The following is a 19184-nucleotide window of genomic DNA, read 5'->3' as shown; positions in this document are numbered from 1 at the left end:
TTCCGCGGCGTGCGGGCGGCGCGGCCTCACGGTGTGCGGGCGAGCAGGTGCGCCGCGCCGGAGCAGAGGTCATCGATCACCTGGGCCGCCGAGCGGACCGCGGTGAGCATGCCCACGCCTTGACCCGCGTCGATCGGCGCGGTCCGCGGATCGTCGGCGTCGACCGCGGCCGTCAGGGCGGCGCGCGCCTGCTCGTCCGTGCGCAGCGCGTCTTCCCGACCCGCCCACCGCGCGGTGAAGTCGTTGCGCAACACCCGCGCTGGGAACCGGGCGGGCCAGGGGAGTCCCATCGCCACGTCGAACGCCGTCGTGACGATCGTGTCCGTGCCGTCGGCCGCGATCAGCGCGCGGCGGCCCGCCTCCGACAGCGACGACTCCGAGCAGGCGGCCAGGTGCGTGCCCAGCCACACGCCGCTCGCGCCCGCGGCGAGAACGGCGGCCAGACTCGCGGGAGATCCGATGCCGCCCGCGGCCAGCACCGGCACCGAGACGGCGTCGAGCACCGCGTCCAGCAGCGGCAGCGTCGCCATCTCCACCGCGCCGTGCCCGCCGCCCTCGGCGCCCCGCGCGACCAGCACGTCGATGCCTGCGTCTTCGGCGCGGCGCGCGTCGGTCGCGTTGTATACCTGGGTGGCCGTGCGGATTCCGCTGTCGCGCACGCGACCGACCCAGGACGCATCGGTCCCGAAACTCACCGAGATCAGGGTGGGAGCCGCCGCGATCGCCACGTCGAGCAGTTCCGGTTCGGCGGCGACGACCCAGTCGACGAGGCCGATGCCGAACCTCCCCGCTTGCGGCGTCGTGTGCCGGAGTTCCCCGCGCAGGGCCGCCGCCGATCCGGCGCTGCCCATGCCGATCATCCCCAGCCCGCCCGCCACGGTGACCGCCGCGGCCAGGCGTCCGCCCGCCACGCCACCCATCGGGGCGTTGACTACTGGCACCCGCAGGCCCAGCGCTCGCGACCACTCGGTGGTCAGGCTCGGCGCGGCGGTTCGATCGTCCGAAGAAAGCGGTTCTCGTTGCGACGCTGGCATTCGTCCATGCCAGCACAGCGCTCGTTCCCGTACGTGGCCGGGGCGGGCGGTCTTACCTCACAGCGGATCGAGGTCGAACGCCCGCCGGGCTCGCCACGGTGGCGGGGTGAGCATGGCGGTGAGTTCGGCGTGCGTCAGTTCCGCGCGGTGTTCGGGGTAGGTCCGGAGATGGTTCAGGGCGGAGAACAGTGAGTTCGGGCTGACGCCCCACATGATCGGCGCGATCTTCCACGGGCCGTCCGGGCTGTCTTCCGGAGGCCGTAGGTGCCTCGGGGTCTTTCCCGGTGTCGGCCGGGTGGTCACCGCCGCGCGCGGGCAGCGGATCGCGATGGTCTCGGTGCCCTTCGCGTCGAAACCGGCCGCGAAATTCACTGCGTCCCAGGGGAATTCCCAATCGAAGTTGCGGGTGGCGACGCGGATGGTGTGCGGGGAGAGGCAGAGCCGCGCGGTCCGCCGGTACCGGAGTGTCAGGGCCACCAGGACGAGGGCCGAGACGAGGAACACGGCCCCGAAGACCATCGGTTCCAGCGCTCGTTCGAGGATGCCGAGCCACAGCGCCGCGACCCCCAGCGCCGTGAGCGCGGCGAGCACCGGCGCCAGGCGCGTCGGGAGGTAGCGCAGCACGAAGGTGGACGCCCCGTCGCCCTGGACGATCGCGGGGCGGTCCTCGATCGTGGTGAGGAAGTAGGTGGCTCCGGTGGCTCCGGCCAGCAGCACGAGAAGCCCGCCGCTGCGCATCGCGAATTCGCTGTCGACCAGCACGGCCGCGACCAAGAACGCCGCCGCGCCGACGAGCGCGGCCAAGGACGCCGACAACCATGCGACGGCCCGGGATTCGGGCCAAACCCAACGCCATGAGTACCCAGGTGGTGAACCGGGGGTACCGGGAACAGTAGGTGTGCTCATCGCTTCCGTTCAGGGTCCGATCACTCGTGCCGAACCTCGGTGTCCGGCGCCGCACTGAAAAGTAGCCGGATTCTCCGAGCGAGCCGGAGATCAACACGGCCCGCGTTTCGCCGCGATTTACGGGTAGACCGGTTGGTTTCTGGCAGAGTGCCTGTGTATGAGTGATCAGGACACAGAACTGATCTACCTCGTAGAGATCTCGCGACCCGGCCGGACGCAGGAGCTGTGGTGGCGTGTCGGCAACGTGGGCACGCCCGCCCAGACGTCGGCGGCCTTGGCCGAGCTCGCCAGGCGCGTCTGCCACGATCTGCTCTCTCCCGAGCCGCGGCGCGGCGACCGCACCTGGTGCTGCTGGTACCACTGCCGGGTGTCCTGGCCCGACGGCGTCGTCCTCGATGAAGTCGAGGGGAGCGTGCAGGCGTTCCTGCTCGCCGTCGAGCTGTGGCGGTTGTCCGCGATTGCTGGGTCCGCAAACAAAGACGAGAGCGAGTAGATTTTCGCGCTCATGCGAATTCCGCACACTCGGTGTCGCACCCAACTATCCTTGACGCGTCAGTTTCTCCAACACGGCTCGATACCTGTCCTCTCGGGGTGGCAGTCGCCGCCCCGCCTAGAAGCTGGGAGAGAACCGAATGGATATTCAGGACATTCACCGGAAGTTCGACGCGATGGACATCGACGGCGACGGCTACATCGACCGCGAGGAATTCATCCAGCATTACGAGAGCCGCGGCCAGGACATCGACATCCTCATGTCCCGGTTCGACGAAGTCGACATCGACGGCGACGGCAGGATCAGCAGGCAGGAATTCCTGACCGCCGCTCGCGCGCCGCTCTGACTGGAACCAGCAGCGCGATCGAACAGTTCCTCAGGAACGCGCGAGGACCCCTCTCGTCGAGGGGTCCTCGTGGCGCGCCCATATCGCTGTCCAGCACGGTAACGGCGCCTGCGCCCAAGCCGATTCACTGTGAAACCCCCTGCTGGACAGAGGATTCCCATGGGCGTGTGGCAGAGTCTCGAAATCCCCGGACACGGCCGGTTGACCGTTCGCGACAGTGTGGAGGCCAGTTCGGTCGACGCGCCGGGGGGAGTGTTCGACGATGCGATCGAGTTCGAGTTCGCGTCGAGTTCCCGCATGGCGCCAGACTTTCAGGTGCACTTTCTGCAATTCGCCGCACACGAGGTCCGTGTGCACGGCGAGCGCGGAGATTTCTCCGCCCACGGCGACCCGACACTGTCGGACGCTGTCCGGCCGTCGTGGCGGGTCGACACCTTGCCACCGCAGGGGGCGGGCAGCGACGCGGTGGCCATTCGGATCTGCGCGACGACGCGCGTCCGCTGCATTACTACGCGACCGCGCTTCCGCATGGCGCGGCCGACGACCACGCCTCCGCCCCGTCCCTTCCCGCCCACCCCGGTGGGCACGGCATGCCGCACGACGCGATCGAAGGAGTTCTCGTGAATCCCCAGCCGCAGCCGCCCTCGCACATCCCGCCGGGGATGGACTTCCACGACGCTCCCGCCGGGCCGCCGCCGCCGGGGATGGATTTCGGGGCCGATCACCACGACGGGGGAAAGCATCCGGTCACGGAGTTGCGGCACGACTATCCGCTGCCCGGTCAGGATCACCTCAGCCTCTGGAATTTTCAGAAAGCCGACCACCCGGGCCACCACGAGACCGTTCCGCCGCCTGCGCCCGCGCCTGCTCCGCAACCGGTGCCTCACCACGCCCCGAATGTCGGCCCCGCGGCGCCGACTCAGTCCGGGCACACCGCCGTCTACCCGGCCGACGGCGGCACACCGGTCACCGCGGCCGATTTCCGGGTGATCTCGCCGCACCGGCAGGCGGTGGCCAACGACGCGTCCGCAGCGCCGGATCACGACGCGGGCGCCGCGGACGCCAGGGTGAAACCGTTGGATCTGCACACGGGTGGGCAGCCGGTTGATACCCAGGGCAATCCGGTGAAGACGTTCAACTTCAAGGAAACTCCCCACCCATCCGACGGCCGCGATCCGTCCACCTCCTCCGGCACGTCCACGCAGGACCAGCACGCCGGTTCGTCCACGAATTCCGTTGTCGGGCACGGCCAGCCGCTGGGCATGGACTTCGGAAGCCCGCTGACCTCCGCCGTGGGCCACCACGATCCCGGAGCCGTGGCGTCCGCGAACCACGAGGGCGGGACCACGGGGTGGGCCGACGGCGGCGCGGGCGGTCCTGCCGAACTCGGCCCGATGCCGGGTGTCTGACGCCGGTCAGGTCCAGGGCCCGCGGATCGGCAGCCGCTCGGACGGGATGCGGGACTGCAGATAGGACCGGACCTGGTCGACCTGCCGAGGAGATCCGAAGCCGCGCAACCGAACTCGCGCCGTGGTGGCAGCGGTGTTGTTGTAGTTGACGATCAGCGACGCGGTGTGGGTGAGGTAGTCGGCCGGTTTGCGCACATACGTCGGCGGCTCGGTGATCTGGTAGTACCACACGAACTGCTTGGACCGCCGGAACACGCCCTCGCTCACGTCCATCCCGTAGTCGTACAACTGGGCGGTGTACATGCGGGTCCGGATGTAGATCGTGATCGGCGACAGCGCCACGTTCAGGAGCAACGCCAGAACGATCAGCACCAACGGATAGGCCAGCTGGAGTCCCACGCCCGAGGTGTTGAGGAGCCGGGCCGCGACGAACGCCAGCAGCACGGTGGCGATCGAGCCGAGTGGAAGGACGTGCCGTGCTCTGAGTCGCAGGCTCTGCACGAGAGCGCCGCGATCGGCGACATAGGTCTGCTCGATCATCTTCTTCACCGGCGGCACCGCGGCGGCCCGCTCGCACTGCGCCAATCGCGCCGCCGCGTCCGCGTATTCGGTCACCGCGAGCACCTGCCGGTAGTGGACGGCCGCGGCGCGCAGGTCTCCTTCGTCCTGTAGCAGGCGGCCCAGTTGGTAGTGCGCGCCATAGTGATCCGGGTGCGCGCCCGCGATGCGCAGCAGATTCTCGCGCGCGTGACCCCGCTGCCCCGTGTCGATCTGACAGACCGCCAAGGCATACAGCGCGCCGATATCGCCGGGGCGTTCCGCCAGCAGTGCCGTCAGCACCGAACTCGCCTCCGCGGTGCGCCCCTCTCGCCGCAATGTCTTCGCATGCTCGTAACGCGGATCCGGCATCGCCATACCCCTTTGTCCCACCGACGGAGCCCTGTACCAGCACGTCGTCGGCGACGGGGCGTTCGTTACCGTCGTCGGCGCACGCGACTATCTGAAATTCCTTTGTTCACAATCTGTTTCGACGTCGCGCGCCCGGGGTGGGTACCCGCTACGCGGTGAGGCCGAGAGCGCGCCACGTCGTGTCGAGAACCTGCCGACGGCGGGCGGGCGGCCACGGCGCGCCCGCGTCGAAGGCGCCGACGACGAGGCCGTCGACGACGACGTCGAGCAGATCCGCCGCGTGCTCGATCTCCGTGATTCCGGCCTCCTTCAACCTCTTTCGGAGCTGGGCGTCCCACCAGTCGTTGAACGCGTTCAGCTCCGCGCGCAGCACCGGCTCGACCGGGGCGCCGACGACCAGTGCGAGCCAGAACCGATGGGCCGCTTCGTCCGCGGTGAGCACCGCCCATTCGACCAGGGCGCGCAGGGAAGCGGCGCCGCGGTGGCCCGCCATGGCGTCCTCGGCGTGCCTGCGGCGCGCTTCGACCTCGCGCCGCACCGCGACGCGCAGCATCTCGTCCCGGCCGCCGACGTAGTGGGTCACCACCGAGGTCGAGGCGCCGATGCGTTCGGCTACCGAGCGGATGGTCACCGCCGCGAATCCGGCGTCGATGGCGAGGGTGACGACGGCGTCGCCGATGGCTGTCAGTCGGGCGGTGCGATCGACGGTGCGCGGCATGGCCACAGCCTAGCATTTATGCAACACTTGTTTTACAACAGGTGTTTCATAAAGGAGTTGGCGATGGAACAGACGACCGTCGCGGTCATCGGCGCCGGATTCGCGGGACTGACCGCGGCGCGCGCCCTGCGAGCACGCGGCATCGACGTGCTCGTCCTGGAAGCGGCCGACCGGGTCGGCGGCCGGGCGCAGACCGAGCGTTCGGCCGCGGGCACGCCGGTGGATCTCGGCGGCCAGTGGGTCGGCCACGACCATGCCCGGATGACCGCTCTCGCAAGAGAATTCGGCATGACCTTGTTCCCGACCCCCAGCGCGGGCAAAGCCCTCGTCCTCGAAGGCGGGCGACGGCTGCGGATCGGCCCGCTCACCGCCGTGGCGGCAGGCGCGGCGCTGCTGCGGCTGGAACTGCTGGCGCGCACGGGCGCGAGCCGCCGATGGGACGAGGTGACGGTGGCGGACTGGCTGGCGCGGATCCTCAGGGGCCGCGCCCGTCGTCTGGTCGAGGCGATCCTGCCCGAAGCATTGGCCTGCGACCTCGACCGAGTCTCCGTCGCCGCGCTCGCCGAGGGGATTCGCTCGGCGGGCGGACTGCGGGTCATGCTCGGCACGTCGGGCGGTGCGCAGGAATCGCTGCTCTCCGGCGGCGCGGGCGCGCTGGCCGAAAAGCTGGCCGCCGAGCTGGGTTCCGCTGTGCACCTGGCCCGTCCCGCCACCGCGATCCTCCGGTCGGCCGACGGCGTCACCGTCGCCACGCCGGCCGGTCCGGTGCGCGCGGCACGCGTGATCGTCGCCGTGCCTCCGCCCGTCGCGGCCGCGATACGGCACTATCCGCCGCTGCCGCCCGAGCATCGGTTCGTCCAGGACAACCTCCGGATGGGCACGATCTACAAGGCGATCGCCGTCTACGACACACCGTTCTGGCGCGAGCGCGGGCTCAGTGGCGAGATCATCGCCCTGGATGGACCGGTGCCCGCGGCCTTCGACATCTCGCCGCCCGGCGGCCCCGGCCATCTGGGCGTGCTGATCCCCGGCCGGGCCGCCGAAGCGCTGGATCGGCTCGGCGTCGCCGAGCGGCGCGACACCGTGCTGGCCGCGGTGGCGGGACAGCTCGGGCGAGCGGCGATGCATCCGCTCAGCTGGCACGAGAAGTCCTGGCACCTGGATCCCCATGTCGGCGGCGGATATTCCGCGATTCCGCGGCCCGGCACGCTCGGCGCGCTCACCGGCGCGGCGCGGCCGACCGGCCCGATCCACTGGGCGGGCACGGAGACCGCGCCGCGGTGGACCGGCTACCTCGAAGGCGCGGTGCTCTCCGGTGAACGGGTCGCCGACGAGGTTGCCGAGGCGTGGCACTCGACTTGCCTTGGAGTGCACTCCAAGTCGTAGCGTGAACTCAGGCTTGCCGACACACGAGGAGAGCACACTATGGAGCTCGGCTTTCACATCCCGATCTTCGACATCGACGGTGGAACCACCGCCATCGCCGGTGAATTGGCCAGGGTGGGCGCCGCGGCCGAAGCGTCGGGCGCGACCTGGTTGTCCTTCATGGATCACTACTTCCAGATCGAGCCGACCGGCCTTCCCGCGGAAGCGAACATGCTGGAGGGCTACACCACGCTCGGCTTCCTGGCCGCGCACACTTCGACGATCGACCTCGGCTTGCTCGTCACGGGCGTGACGTACCGGCATCCGGGTCTGCTCGCGAAGATCGTCACCACGCTCGACGTCCTGTCGGGCGGGCGGGCCGTGCTCGGGATCGGCGCCGCATGGTTCGACCGCGAGCACCGCGGGCTCGGCGTGGAATTCCCTTCGGTCGCCGAACGATTCGAACGACTCGAAGAGGCCCTGCGCATCTGCGGACAGATGTGGGATCCGCAGAACAACGGACCGTTCGAGGGCAAGTACTACCAGCTGGCCGAGACGCTGTGTTCGCCGCAGCCGATCAACCGGCCCAAGGTGCTCATCGGCGGTGGCGGAGAACGCAAGACGCTGCGGTTGGTCGCGCAATACGGCGACGCGTGCAACCTGTTCGGTTCCTCACCCCAGGATGTCGAACACAAACTCGACGTCCTGCGCAGGCACTGCGACGATCTCGGCCGCGACTACGACGCGATCCGCAAGACGATCATCGCCAGCAACCCGCGACCGGCCCCGGACACCCGCGACGAATTCGTCCGCGCGATGGCCGATTACGCGAAGCTCGGCGTGCAGTCCGTCATCGTCATACCCACCACCGGGTCCCCGGCCACATGGATCGATGGTTTCGCGCCGGTCGTCCCCAAGCTGGCCGAACTCGGCTAGTACACTGCGTCTCCCGGCACATCGTCGCCGATGCGCCGGGAGCCGGGTTCACCGTCCGATCACGCCGCGGGCGCCGGGCTGAAGACGCCGAAATGCTGGCCGGAGGTGTCGAGCAGATCGGCCGACACCAGGCCGTCCGGACTGCTGACGGGCGCGGTCAGCACCTTGGCGCCCAAGGCCTCGGCCGCCGCCACGGTGGCGGCGACGTCCTGGACCATCACCACGAAGGTGGCGTGGTTGGCCGTGCTGTCGGGGGTGTGCGCGACCCCGCCGCTCGGCGCGTCGCTGCCGGGGTAGTGGATCAGCTCGTAGCTGTCGTCGCTCGGGTAGGGGTTGAAGGACCAGCCGAACAACTCGCCGTAGAACTTCTTGATCTGCTCGGGCTTGTCGCTGCCGACCTGGAACCAGGTCACCGTGTTGTACGGGGGAGTGCTCATTCGATCGTCTCCGAATCTCGGGTCGTTGTCTTGCCGGATCACGATCTCCCGCCGTGGCGACAACCCCCTGTCGGTGTTTTCGAATCGGTTCAGAGCGCGACGTCCCGGAGTCCGGCGGCCGGGATGTCCCAGGCCGAACCGTCGAACGGGCGGTGCGGTGCGGGCTGTTCGGTCGCCGCCGCCGACGCGATCCGGTCCAGCCGGAAGCAGCGCGCATTGCCGCGCAGCCGGCACCAGGCCGCCAAGTACCAGCCGTTGGTCCCGCTCACGAGCGCGAACGGCTCGACGTCGCGTTCGGTGCGCGCGCCGGAGCGGTCGAGATAGCCGATCCGCACCACCCGGCCGACCTCGATGGCCCGTTCGATCACCGCCGGGATCTCGTGATCGTGCTGGGCCTCACGGGAATCCAGCAATCGGATGCGTCCGGCGAGATCACGGGCGGCGACCGCGTTGCGTTCCGGAAGCACCGCCACGATCTTGCGCAGCGCGCTGTGACCCGCCCGCTCGAACGGGCCACCGCGATGGCGGGCCAGCGCGACCGCCAGTGCCACGGTCTCCGCGGGCGTGAAATTCAGCGGCGGCAAGGACATGCTCTTGTCCAGCGCATACCCACCGCGCCTGCCGACATCGGCGTAGATCGGGATACCGGCCTGCTGCAGCGCGCCGATATCGCGTTCGATCGTCCGGACGCTCACCTCGTACCGCTCGGCCAACTCGCGCGCGCTGCGCAGCCGCGGCGAGATCGCCCGCAATTCCTCGACTATCGCGTACAACCGATCCGTCCGGTTCACGCCGCCACCGTAGCGCCGCCCACCGACACGTCCCGACGGCGCGAGAGGACGGTGTCACACCCACTGCGCCGAGTCGGGATCGACGCCGTTGGCGCGCGCGTTGGCGTCGATGATCGCGCGCAGCCAGGTGCTCAGGCCGGTTGCGATGCCGTCGTAGAAGGCGGCGAATCCCGGATCGGTGATGTAGGTGCGGCCCACGCAGACGTGCATCGAGTGGGAGCAGTCGAAATAGGCGCCGATCGAGGCCCGGTGCCGTTCGGCCAGCGAGTTGGCGCGGTCGCTGCCGGGAGTCACCCCGGCGCGGTGCGCCGCGGCGAGTTCCGCGTCGAGGACCGCGACGCTGTCGGCGATCTGTCGCCAGTGCTCGGCGGTCCGGCCCGCGGCGCGTTCGGCGTACTGCGCCCACTGCGGAGTATCGCCCCACCGGTCGCGCGCTTGTTCGACCCAGGACGGCTGCCAATCACTGCCGAAGATCGCCACCTGTTCGGAATCCGACAGCAGAATGCCGGACTCCCTGGCTTCGATCAGGCGGTCCAGCGCGTCGCTCATCCGCCGCAGCTGGGCGATGCGCTCGCGCAACTGGTCGCGCTGTGTGCGCAGCGAGGCCGTCGCCTCGGAGGTCGGCGCGTCCAGCACCGCCGCGATATCGCCGAGCGGCACCCCGAGCTCGCGGTAGACGAGCACCCGATGGATACGGGCCAGGTCCGCGGCCGTGTAGCGCCGGTAGCCGGCGTCGGTGCGCTCGGACGGCCGGACGAGCCCGATCGAATCCCAGTGGTGCAGCGCCCGGATCGTGACGCCCGCCAGCGACGCGACGGCGCCGACGGTGAGTCCGTCGGCGGCGTCGGAGGGGCGGTGCGTCACATCGACCAGTCTGGCAGTCACGCCGCGCCGGGCCGCGCCGACCACAGTGCGGTCACGCTTCGGGCCCCTCGATTCCAATGGACCGCAGGTGCTCGGCCTCCGGGCTGTCCGGATCGTACGGACGGGCCGCCGTCATGATCACCCTGGTGTGCTCCGGGGTGCGGATCTCCAGCTCCACCGAGTTCCACGGCATCGACCGCGGTCCGGTCGTGCAGCCGGGCCGCAACGCCGAACACGCGGCCGCGATCTCGTCCAGCTGGCTCAGCACACAGGAGAAGCTCACGCTCAGTGCAGGAGCCTCGGCGGGGTGCTCGCCCGGCACGAGCAAGACGTCCTGGAACACCCAGCGCCGCAGGTGGGTGATACGGCCGGGAACCGAGAACAGATCGAAGAACCCGAGTCCTCTGGTCCAGAAGTCCACCGACGCGGCCAGATCCGTCGTCGGCACCGTGACGAACATTGGCATACCGTAAATGCCGCGGAAGAGCTCCGGCGGCGCGGCGTCCGGGGTGGGGACGGGGACGGGACTGATATCGAAGGCGGGGTAAGTGTCGGTCATGACGTCATCGTCGAGCCTCACGCAACGTCAGGGTCAAATCGCGGTGTAGCCACGCGCGTCGTGCCCCGATGGGGAGACCATCGAGGCACGACGTGGTGGCGGGCCGAACCGCTAGGCGATCGTCACGGTTTCCAGGTCCAGATCACGGAAGGGCGTGACTGTCACGTTCCGCAGGCGCTCCGACCAGCCGGTCTGCACGCCGGGGATCACGAGCGGGATGGCGGGCATGTCCTGGAGCACGAGGCGTTCGGCCTCCTGGTAGAGGTTCCAGGAGTCCTGCTCGTTCGCGGTGGCGTCGGCGCGGGCGAGCAGCGCGTCGACCTGCTGGTTGCTGTAGCGACCGGTGTTGGACGACCCGCCGGTCCGGTAGAGCGGATTCAGGAAGTTCTCGATCGAGGGGTAGTCGGCGACCCAGCCGGTGCGGTAGATCGTCTGCATCTGCTGGGCGTTGATCTGCCGCCGGAACTCGCCGAGCGTCGGCACCGGCCGGAACCGGCATTCGCGTCCCAGGGCGGCGGTGATCGACGAGCACACCGCGGTGAGCCACTTCTCGTTGGCCGAATCGACATTGGACGTGATCTCGATCGGACCCTGGAATCCCGTGCTGTCGAACAACTCTCGCGCCTGCTGGGGCCGGTGCTGGCATAGGTTGCCGCACTGGCCGGTGGTGCCGCCGCGCACAGTGGGCGGCACGAGTCCTTCGGCCGGGGTGCGGTCGCCGGTGAATACCGTGTCGATGACGTGCTGCCGATCGATCGACATCGAAATCGCCTGGCGGACACGAGGATCGGCGAAACGCGGGTCGTAGAGCGGGAACGTGATCGTTTGCAGTCCCGTTCCGGTGCGGGTGAAGTGGCGGCCCGACAGATCCTGCTTGTAGCGACCGCCCACCAGCGCGTCGCCGGGCAGCACCTCGAGGAAATCCAGCCGATTGGCAACCACATCGGCGTAGGCCGTCTCGAGCTTGGCGTTGAAACGGAATTCCGCGCGCTCGATGGACGGCTTGTTCGGGCCGGAGTACTCGTCGTTGCGCTGGATGGTCAGGCTCGAACCCGGTGTGTGGCCGACGAACTCGAAGGGGCCGTTGCCGATCGGATGGGCCAGGTATCCGGCACGGTCGGTGAAGAACTTCCTGGGCAGCGGCGCGAAGGCGAGGTAGCCGAGGCGATTGACGAAGCTCGGCAGCGGCGCGGCGAGCGTGATGGTGAACGCGTGATCGTCGACCACGCGCAGACCGCTCATCGTGCGCGTCGCGGGGCTGCCCGAATTCGCGGCGGGTGTGCCTGCCGGGTCCGGCGCATCGACCGCGTCGAAACCTTCGATCACGGAGAGGAATCCGGCGCCCTGCTGCTGATTCGGCGCGTAGGCCGTGTAGTTCCATGCATCGACGAAGCTGTGCGCGGTGACCGGTGTTCCGTCGTGGAAGGTCCAGCCGTGCTTCAGTTCGACGGTGAAGACCCGGGAGTCGGTGGTCTCGATGGATTCGGCGACGGCATTGCGCGGCGCCGCGGTGCGCGGATCGTAGTCGACCAGACCCTTGAACATCGTCCGAAGGATCTTCGATCCACCGGCGTCGGTGGTGTCGCCGGGAACCAGCGGGTTCTCCGGCTCGGTCGTGTTGAGGCTGAGAAGGTTGGCTTCTCGGCCGGGGGAGTTCGTGTCCGCGCCACAACCCACCGCACCGAGAGCCGTGAGACAGGCGGTGACAACGCTGAGCACGAGTCGAGATTTTCGCATCGGGTACTGCCTTTCCTGCGTCATGCGGGGCCGCCCGGCCATGTCGACCACGTGTCGCCGGTTGCGCCCGGGTTCAGTGCAGCAGTGCCGTGCGTTGACCGTAATACGCTGTCCGCCAGGACAATCAAAACCGGTCAATTGTTCAGGACTGGGTCGCCGTGAAGCCGATCCACATCGCCGACCACCAACATCCCTGGGAGACCAGGGCGGTCAGCACACCGCGCAGAACGAGTGCGAAGCCGAGTTCGCGGCCCGCCGCGACCATTCGCCGTTCGAGCGCCATCGCTTGGATCCCGTTGGCCAGCAGAATCGCGACCAGAGCCAGCTTCACGCGCGTGGCGAGTATCTCGAATTCGGGTTCGAGCAGCATCCCGCTGCCCACCAGACCCGCGAGGCCGACCCAGATCGGCAGATGCAATCGGCCGATGTCGCGCAGCATCTGCGCGGTCGTCACCCGCCGGGTCAGCCACAGCAGGGCCGAATAATCGCCGACCAGCACCGCGCCCAGCCCGACGACCAGCGCCGCCAGGTGGACGAACAGCGCGAGGCGATGCAGTTCCGGACTCACGTCCAAGCGGCTCGACACCCAGATCGCGGCCGCGAGAAACCCGCCCGCCGACAGCGCTGCGAGCGCCACCGCACCGCCACTCCGGCTCGCCGCCGCTGCTTTCCCGACGTCGATGGACATGACGCCTCGTCCTCTCCCTCAGGCAGACCACGTATGTCAGCCAGTGGAACAGGCGCCCGCGTTGACCTCCGCAGGTTCGGTCAACCGTCCGTCAATCAGCCCAAGCCGTCGAGGAATTCGCGAACGTCCTCGGCGTCGGGAACCTGTAGCGCCCGCCACCCGGCCAAGGCCCGCCGAGCATGGTGGCGGGCGAGATCGGTGTCGCCGAGATCGTGGTGGGTCCGCGCCAGGCCCTCCTCGGCCCGTGCTTGCTCGGACCGGTTGCCGTGGTTCTCGGCCAGCCGCAGCGCGGCGGTGTGGTCGGCGAGCGCCCGCTGCGGATCGCCTGCCGCCCTGGCGGTTTCGCCGAGGCCGTTGATCGCGGCCGCGCGATCATGGTGGTCGCCGAGCTCTTCGTACAGTTCCGCGGCCTGCCTGTGATGGTCGAAGGCCGGGCCGATCCGGCCGTCGCGGCGGTAGACCAACCCGATGTGATCGAGCACCAAGGCTTCACCGCGCCGGTTGCCCAGCTCGCGGTGCAGGGTGAGGGCTCGGCTCAGGTGGTCGGCGGCCGCCGCGGGCATGCCGCACCGATCGAGGATGACGCCGAGGTTGCCGAGCACGTGCGCCTCGCCGACCCGGTTGCCCACCGCGTGGGTGAGTTCGAGAGCGCGGCCGAAAAGCTCTCTGGCCGACTCGAAGTCGCGGCGACGTGAGGCGACGTTGCCCAGGGTGTTGTAGGCGCGGGCCTCCTCGTAGGCGATGCCGGTCGCCCGGCATAGCCCGACGGCCCGCCGGGACAGCGCTTCGGCCTCGTCGTAATCCCCGCGGCGCCACGCGGTCCAGCCGAGATCGGTGAGAGCGCGGGCTTCGCACGTCCGATCGCCGAGGCGGCGGCCCGCCTGAAGCGCGGCGCCGTGCAGGATGGCCGCATCGGAGTGGCGGGAGTTGCCGTCCAGGTACGGCCGCAGGGTGGTCGCCAAATCGCCGACCCGCGTCGGCCATTCGCAGCGGGCTGCGGTGGCGGTCGCTGCGACTCGGGCCGCCGTGCGCCGCGTTCCGATCACCGCGTTCCTGGCGGTGACTGCGCCCGCGGCGAAGGCGGCCAGGCTGCGCGGCTACGGCGCGGAGGTCCGGGTGGGCGGCGCCACCCAGGCCGACGCGCAGCGGGCGGCACGGACCTTCATGGCGTGGACCGGCGCCCTCGACGCCTATACCCACGACGACTTGCTCACCTCCGCGGGCGCGGGCACGATCCTGCTCGAACTCGCCGCCGCCGTCCCCGATCTGGACACCGTGGTGGTCGCGGTGGGCGCGGGCGGCATGTTCTCCGGCATCACCGCCGCCGCCGACAGCCGCGGCGTCCGCGTGGTCGGGGCCGAGCCCGAAGGCAGCAGAGCTCTGCACGCCGCGCTCGCCGCGGGTACCGTGCTCGACGTCGAGATCGATTCCGTCGCAGCTGATTCCCTCGGCGCGCTCCGGGTCTGCGCCGCGGCGTTGGCGTGGGCCCGCGCCGCCGACGTGCATGCCGTCATCGTCGACGATCCCACCATCATCGCCACCCGCCGCTTGCTCTGGGACCGCCACCGCATCGCCGTCGAACACGGCGCGGCCACCGGCCTCGCGGCAGTCCGCGCGGACAGCTATCGCCCGCGCCCCGGCGAACGCGTCGCCTTCGTCCTCTGCGGCGCCAACACCGACCCCGCCGACCTCATGGCGACGGTGTAGTCGCTCGCTGCTGCCGCCGAACGCGAGCTGGTCAGCGGTGGAGCTGGGATGCGGCGGCCTCGGCGCTGAGGTCGGACAGCGAGAGCGGATGCGCCGGGGGCTTGTCGAGGATCGTCGTGCGGTGGACGCGCAGGTCCTTGTCGATGTGGAGGAGTTCGCCGGAGGGCATGAGCTGCCAGCCGGGATCGTCGTCCATCGGCTCGCTGGCCACGACCACGGTCGGTGTGCGGGCCGGATCGGCCGACCGGACGTGCACGGTTCCCGCGGTGCCTCGATGCGCCAGGTGTTCGCCGGGTTCGCGTTCCAGCACGTAGAGGTCGTGCGTGGCGGGGTAGCGCAGCGCCCACAATTCGGTGGCGGTGGTCAGCAGCATGTTGATCGCGAAGATCGGCAACCGGTCGGCGATCCAGTGCGCGGCGTCGGTGATTCCGGCGGTGACATCCCCGCGGTGGGCGTCGATGTGTTTGGTGATCAGCGCGAAGAACCGTTCCGAATCGGTGTCGCCGCCGACCAGCTCGCGGTACCGGCCGAGTTCCTCGTCGAGCCGGGTGAGGTCCTCGATGACGCCGTTGTGCGCGAAGATTCGCCCCTGCTCGGTGAACGGGTGGGTGTTGTTCGCGGTGCGTGCGCCGGTGGACGCGTGCCGGACGTGCGCGAGGAAGGTCACCGACTCGCGGTGCTTGGCTTCCACGGCGAACTGCCGGTCCTCGTACGCGGCCAGCGGCTGCTTCTCGACCAGCGCTCGCCCCGCGGTGTCGAAGGTGCCGAGCCCGGTGCCGTCCGGATTCTTCTCGCTCTGGTGATCCAGGCTGTCGGCCGCGTCGAGAAGCCAGAAGCTCGCCCTGACCCGCTGCGGTGCGGCGGTCATTCCGAAAAGTCGACACATGATGGCCTCATCCCTGCGCCGGTCGCATCGAATGATCGTGCCCGTGACGACTCGAGCCTAGCGCGGGCAGGCGCACTCGCCCCTAGGAACGCGAACGCCGGGCGGAGCCGATGCTCCGCCCGGCGTCCCGGAGGCCGACAGGTCTAGCGGCTCAGGGCGAGTCCGACCAGACGCTGGCGCAGCCAGGTGAGCGGGGTGGCGCCGCCCGCGGCGATCGCGTAGGACGGATAGCTCTGGTGGGCGCCGGAGGCGAGGAACTCGTCGATCTGCCGTTTGCGTTCTTCGTAGGCCGAGTTGTTCAGCTGATCGTGCATGAGCCCGAGGCCTCCCGCGGCGAGGGCGTCATCGATGAGTTCGCCCGCCTGCTGCTGGTAGTTGCCGAACAGGGCAGGGTCCGGGTTGGAGATCTGGGCGAAGAATCCGGCGATCCGGGCGGCGAAGTCACCGTCCGGTGTGGCGCAGTACAGGTCGCCGGGGGCGCAGAAGGTGTAGGTGTGCGGGCTGAGCCAGCCGAATCCGCCCAGGCGCGGGCCGCCTGCTCCGGCGCCGGGCACCGGGGGGCCGATGAGGGTGTCGGTGGGGGAGCGGCGGGGGTCGGCGATCAGCCCGACGAGTTCGACCCGGTCGGGTGATACCACGCCGAGCCCGGTGCCGATCTCCGCGGCGAGATCGCCCGCGGCATCCGCACCTTGGCTGTACCCGAGCAGTGCGAATCGCGTCGATCCGCACTGCTGGGCCGTGTCCGCGATGAGCCAGCGGGCGGCGTCGACGGCTTCGCGCTTGGATCGGCCGTACACCTCGCCCTCCCAGGGGAACGCGGTCGCGGTGTAGGCGACGTAGTCGGTCACGACATTGCCGGGCAGGTTGTCGGCGACGGCCGCCAACATCCCCTTGCCGGGTTCGGATTTCGAGGTCTCCCAGGTGCCCGGAATCGCTACGACGTGGATACCGGGGCAGTGGGACGGCGCCGCCTGCGCGGTGGTGGAGGCGGCGCCGGATGACAGAAGGGCGGCGACTGTAGCCGTCGCGCAAGCGGCAGTGTTCGTCCATCGAGGAAACATGGCGTACTCCGTGTCGGGTGTGAGCACCGGTGTCGGTGTCTTTCAGGTAGGCACGAGTTCGTCGGAAAAACGTCCGGGCGGACAAACAATTATGTGGCGGAAACTTCCGATCGTGCACGCCGACGCTCCAAGATTGCCGGACCGTGTCGAAGTGAGCGCCCGGTACCGGGCGGGTTTCACCTCCGGTGTGACGGCCCGACGGTGGCAGCACCGCGCGGGCGGTCGGGTTTCGGGCAGACTGGGCGGGGGAATCGACTACCTCGATGGACGATTCCGGACCGTGCCCGTGCAAGCATGATCGCGGACAGGAGCGCAGGCGATGACCGACGGCGTCCGCACGATCGAACGTGCGAGGGCGGCTGGATCGGCACCGCAGCGGAGTGTCCCGCCGCGGGGGATCGACGCGCGGATGCACCGGGCGCGTGCGGTGCTGACCGCCGCCACGCCGCGCGCCGTGATCCTCGCGGCCTGTTGCCTCGTCGTGGCGCAGCTGGTGTTGCGCGGCTGGATCGCCGCTCGCGGCTACTTCTACTGGGACGACCTCGTTCTGGTCGGGCGCGCGGGCCGCTACCCGCTGCTGTCGGCCGATCTGCTGCTCTACGACCACGACGGGCATTTCATGCCCTTGGCGTTCGGTACGGCGTGGATCGTGACAAGGGCGGCGCCGCTGGAGTGGGCGGGCCCGGTGCTCTCGCTACTCGTCCTGCAGCTCGCGGCCTCCCTCGCGGTGCTGCGGATGCTGATCATCCTGGCGGGCAGGCGCCGCGCGATCCTGGTGCCCCTGGTGCTGTACCTGGTGTGCCCGTTGACGCTGCCCGCGTTCGCGTGGTGGTCGGCGGCGCTGAACGCGGTGCCGTTGCAGTTCGCGCTGGCCTGGGTGGTCGGTGACGCGGTGCTGTTGGTGCGCACGGGGCGTCGCCGGTACGCGGTGTCCGGGATCGTCGTCCTGATCGTGGCGCTGCTGTTCTTCGAGAAATCGGTGGTGGTTCCGTTCGTGGCGTTCGCGGCCGCCGCCGCGACTCATCACGTGGACGGTCACCGCGGCGTCGTGGGAGTGGTCGCCCGGCGCGGCGCGCCGCTGTGGATCGGTTCCGGCGTGGTTCTGGTGGCCTGGCTCGGCGTCTATCTCAGTGTCGTGGACGTCGCGGCCGTGCATGGCGGCGGACGCGATGTGGGGGAGTTGCTGCACCACGCCACGTCGTTGGGTGTGGTGCCCGCGCTGTCGGGCGGGCCGTGGGTGTGGGAGCGGTGGTTGCCCGCCACCCCGTGGGCGGCGCCGCCGGGCTGGGCGGTGGCCGCGGCGTGGGTCGTGCTCGGCGTGCTGGCGGTGCTCGCCGTGTGGATGCGACGCCGGGTGGGGGCGGTCTTGGTGGCGGTCGCGGTCTACGTGGTGGTGGCCCAGCTGCCGCTGGCGTTGATCCGCAGCGGCCCGCACACCGCCACCGAGATCATGCAATCCCTGCGGTACCTGGCCGACGTCGCGGTGGTGATGGCCGCCGCGGGAGCGCTGGTGCTTCGCGCGCGGCCGCGGGAACCCGACCCGCTCGGCTTCCCGGCGGCGGTTGGGCGGCGACGGTTCGTCGCGCCGGTGCTGGCCGGGCTCACCGTGGCCTTCGTCGCGAGCAGCCTGTGGTCGTCGTGGACCTTCACGCGGGCGTGGGCGGTGAGCCCGACCCGGACCTATCTCGGCAACGTCACCTCCGCGCTCGGCGATCAGGACGCACCGCTGCTGGAGCAGGAAGTGCCATGGGAAGTCCTTGCCCCCTATGCCTATCCGCAGAATCTCGCCGATCGGGTGCTCGCACCGGTCGCCCCGCCCGCCGCGTTCGCCGACTCGACGCCCCGGCTGCGCATGATCACCGACGCCGGCGAGATCGTGGACGCCGTCGTCTGGTGGAACCGGCACATCCGCCCCGGCCCCGACCCCGGCTGTGACTACCGGATCGCGGGCCTCACCCCGGTCGAACTCCCGCTCGACGGCCCCACGCTCGACAACAACTGGACCGCGCAACTGAACTACGTCAGCGACCGAGACGGCCACATCACGGTCGGACTGGAACGCGGCCGACCGGTCGTCGTCCCGGTGGAAGCCGGAACGCACACCGTGTACGTCCGCGTCGTCGGCGGCGGATCGTCGCTCCGAATAAGTTCCTACACAACGGGTCTCGCACTGTGTGTCGGCGTGGGGCCGGTCGGGGTCGCCTCCTACGACCGCTGAAAGGACCTAGGCCCTGTCTCGAAGTCCGGCCGGATGCATCCGTGGCTCAGATCGTCGCCTGGCAAGGCGGAGGAGGAGCCGATACCGGGGTTGTATCGGTGACGACGACAACGCGGCCAG

20 protein-coding genes are annotated in these 19184 nt (G+C 69.8%); 7 read left to right on the top strand and 13 right to left on the bottom strand.

Annotated elements, in window-relative coordinates; genetic code table 11:
* Positions 1 to 26 precede the first annotated feature (26 nt).
* Together NL1_RS13375 and NL1_RS13370 are read right to left on the bottom strand one after the other, a co-directional pair.
* Positions 27 to 1034, bottom strand: coding sequence for an NAD(P)H-dependent flavin oxidoreductase (locus NL1_RS13375; protein ID WP_067838761.1), 1008 nt, complete (start codon positions 1032 to 1034; stop codon positions 27 to 29).
* A gap of 57 nt (positions 1035 to 1091) precedes the next feature.
* The gene (locus NL1_RS13370; RefSeq protein WP_156094830.1) at positions 1092 to 1850 is read right to left on the bottom strand and encodes a hypothetical protein; all 759 of its coding nucleotides are present in this window, start codon (positions 1848 to 1850) and stop codon (positions 1092 to 1094) included.
* Between the two features lie 247 nt (positions 1851 to 2097).
* Here NL1_RS13370 and NL1_RS13365 point away from each other — a divergent pair, with 247 nt between their 5' ends.
* The 3 genes from NL1_RS13365 (at position 2098) to NL1_RS13350 (ending at position 4188) form a co-directional block, all read left to right on the top strand.
* Positions 2098 to 2433 carry a hypothetical protein gene (locus NL1_RS13365; RefSeq protein ID WP_067838755.1) on the top strand — a complete coding sequence of 112 codons (336 nt, stop codon included), beginning with the start codon at positions 2098 to 2100 and terminating at the stop codon, positions 2431 to 2433.
* 139 nt (positions 2434 to 2572) lie between these two features.
* Complete coding sequence (locus NL1_RS13360) at positions 2573 to 2779, top strand: EF-hand domain-containing protein (protein WP_067838753.1); 207 nt, start codon at positions 2573 to 2575, stop codon at positions 2777 to 2779.
* Between the two features lie 419 nt (positions 2780 to 3198).
* Complete coding sequence (locus NL1_RS13350; RefSeq protein ID WP_156094829.1) at positions 3199 to 4188, top strand: hypothetical protein; 990 nt, start codon at positions 3199 to 3201, stop codon at positions 4186 to 4188.
* A gap of 6 nt (positions 4189 to 4194) precedes the next feature.
* On the opposite strand, the gene NL1_RS13345 is transcribed toward NL1_RS13350, so the two are convergent.
* Together NL1_RS13345 and NL1_RS13340 are read right to left on the bottom strand one after the other, a co-directional pair.
* Positions 4195 to 5097, bottom strand: coding sequence for a tetratricopeptide repeat protein (locus tag NL1_RS13345; protein ID WP_162272727.1), 903 nt, complete (start codon positions 5095 to 5097; stop codon positions 4195 to 4197).
* Between the two features lie 148 nt (positions 5098 to 5245).
* On the bottom strand, positions 5246 to 5815 hold the full coding sequence (locus NL1_RS13340) for a TetR family transcriptional regulator C-terminal domain-containing protein (RefSeq protein WP_067838742.1): 570 nt from the start codon (positions 5813 to 5815) through the stop codon (positions 5246 to 5248).
* Positions 5816 to 5878: 63 nt separating this feature from the next.
* Here NL1_RS13340 and NL1_RS13335 point away from each other — a divergent pair, with 63 nt between their 5' ends.
* Positions 5879 to 7201, top strand: a complete 1323-nt coding sequence (locus NL1_RS13335) for a flavin monoamine oxidase family protein (protein WP_067838881.1) — start codon at positions 5879 to 5881, stop codon at positions 7199 to 7201.
* 39 nt (positions 7202 to 7240) lie between these two features.
* Positions 7241 to 8116 (top strand): LLM class F420-dependent oxidoreductase, encoded by an 876-nt coding sequence (locus NL1_RS13330; protein WP_067838737.1) that lies wholly within the window; start codon positions 7241 to 7243, stop codon positions 8114 to 8116.
* A 59-nt stretch (positions 8117 to 8175) separates the two neighbouring features.
* Here NL1_RS13330 and NL1_RS13325 read toward each other — a convergent pair whose 3' ends face one another.
* From NL1_RS13325 to NL1_RS37495, 7 genes are all read right to left on the bottom strand, one after another.
* Positions 8176 to 8553: a VOC family protein gene (locus NL1_RS13325; protein ID WP_067838876.1), complete on the bottom strand. Its 378-nt coding sequence runs from the start codon at positions 8551 to 8553 to the stop codon at positions 8176 to 8178.
* Between the two features lie 89 nt (positions 8554 to 8642).
* Positions 8643 to 9344 (bottom strand): helix-turn-helix transcriptional regulator, encoded by a 702-nt coding sequence (locus NL1_RS13320; RefSeq protein WP_067838734.1) that lies wholly within the window; start codon positions 9342 to 9344, stop codon positions 8643 to 8645.
* Positions 9345 to 9398: 54 nt separating this feature from the next.
* Positions 9399 to 10208 carry a MerR family transcriptional regulator gene (locus NL1_RS13315; RefSeq protein WP_067838874.1) on the bottom strand — a complete coding sequence of 270 codons (810 nt, stop codon included), beginning with the start codon at positions 10206 to 10208 and terminating at the stop codon, positions 9399 to 9401.
* 52 nt (positions 10209 to 10260) lie between these two features.
* Positions 10261 to 10767, bottom strand: a complete 507-nt coding sequence (locus tag NL1_RS13310; RefSeq protein WP_067838871.1) for a VOC family protein — start codon at positions 10765 to 10767, stop codon at positions 10261 to 10263.
* Between the two features lie 111 nt (positions 10768 to 10878).
* Positions 10879 to 12504, bottom strand: coding sequence for a peptide ABC transporter substrate-binding protein (locus NL1_RS13305; protein ID WP_084510559.1), 1626 nt, complete (start codon positions 12502 to 12504; stop codon positions 10879 to 10881).
* Positions 12505 to 12646: 142 nt separating this feature from the next.
* Positions 12647 to 13192 (bottom strand): hypothetical protein, encoded by a 546-nt coding sequence (locus tag NL1_RS13300; RefSeq protein ID WP_245673220.1) that lies wholly within the window; start codon positions 13190 to 13192, stop codon positions 12647 to 12649.
* A 95-nt stretch (positions 13193 to 13287) separates the two neighbouring features.
* Positions 13288 to 14154 (bottom strand): tetratricopeptide repeat protein, encoded by an 867-nt coding sequence (locus NL1_RS37495; RefSeq protein WP_067838731.1) that lies wholly within the window; start codon positions 14152 to 14154, stop codon positions 13288 to 13290.
* On the opposite strand from NL1_RS37495, the gene NL1_RS13290 reads away from it, so the two are divergent.
* Complete coding sequence (locus NL1_RS13290) at positions 14144 to 14899, top strand: pyridoxal-phosphate dependent enzyme (protein WP_067838729.1); 756 nt, start codon at positions 14144 to 14146, stop codon at positions 14897 to 14899. The two genes, NL1_RS37495 and NL1_RS13290, sit on opposite strands and share 11 nt — an antisense overlap.
* Positions 14900 to 14930: 31 nt before the next feature.
* On the opposite strand, the gene NL1_RS13285 is transcribed toward NL1_RS13290, so the two are convergent.
* The gene (locus NL1_RS13285) at positions 14931 to 15785 is read right to left on the bottom strand and encodes a class II glutamine amidotransferase (protein ID WP_067838727.1); all 855 of its coding nucleotides are present in this window, start codon (positions 15783 to 15785) and stop codon (positions 14931 to 14933) included.
* 143 nt (positions 15786 to 15928) lie between these two features.
* Positions 15929 to 16846 carry a cutinase family protein gene (locus NL1_RS13280; RefSeq protein WP_084510557.1) on the bottom strand — a complete coding sequence of 306 codons (918 nt, stop codon included), beginning with the start codon at positions 16844 to 16846 and terminating at the stop codon, positions 15929 to 15931.
* Between the two features lie 319 nt (positions 16847 to 17165).
* On the opposite strand from NL1_RS13280, the gene NL1_RS13275 reads away from it, so the two are divergent.
* Positions 17166 to 19064, top strand: a complete 1899-nt coding sequence (locus tag NL1_RS13275) for a hypothetical protein (RefSeq protein WP_156094828.1) — start codon at positions 17166 to 17168, stop codon at positions 19062 to 19064.
* The last annotated feature ends 120 nt before the right edge of the window (positions 19065 to 19184 follow it).

It is taken from the genome of Nocardia lijiangensis NBRC 108240, from assembly GCF_001613045.1.
In the GTDB taxonomy this organism is placed as follows: domain Bacteria; phylum Actinomycetota; class Actinomycetes; order Mycobacteriales; family Mycobacteriaceae; genus Nocardia; species Nocardia lijiangensis.
Note: the sequence above shows the minus strand (reverse complement) of the source record. Positions and strands in the feature narration are given on the sequence as shown.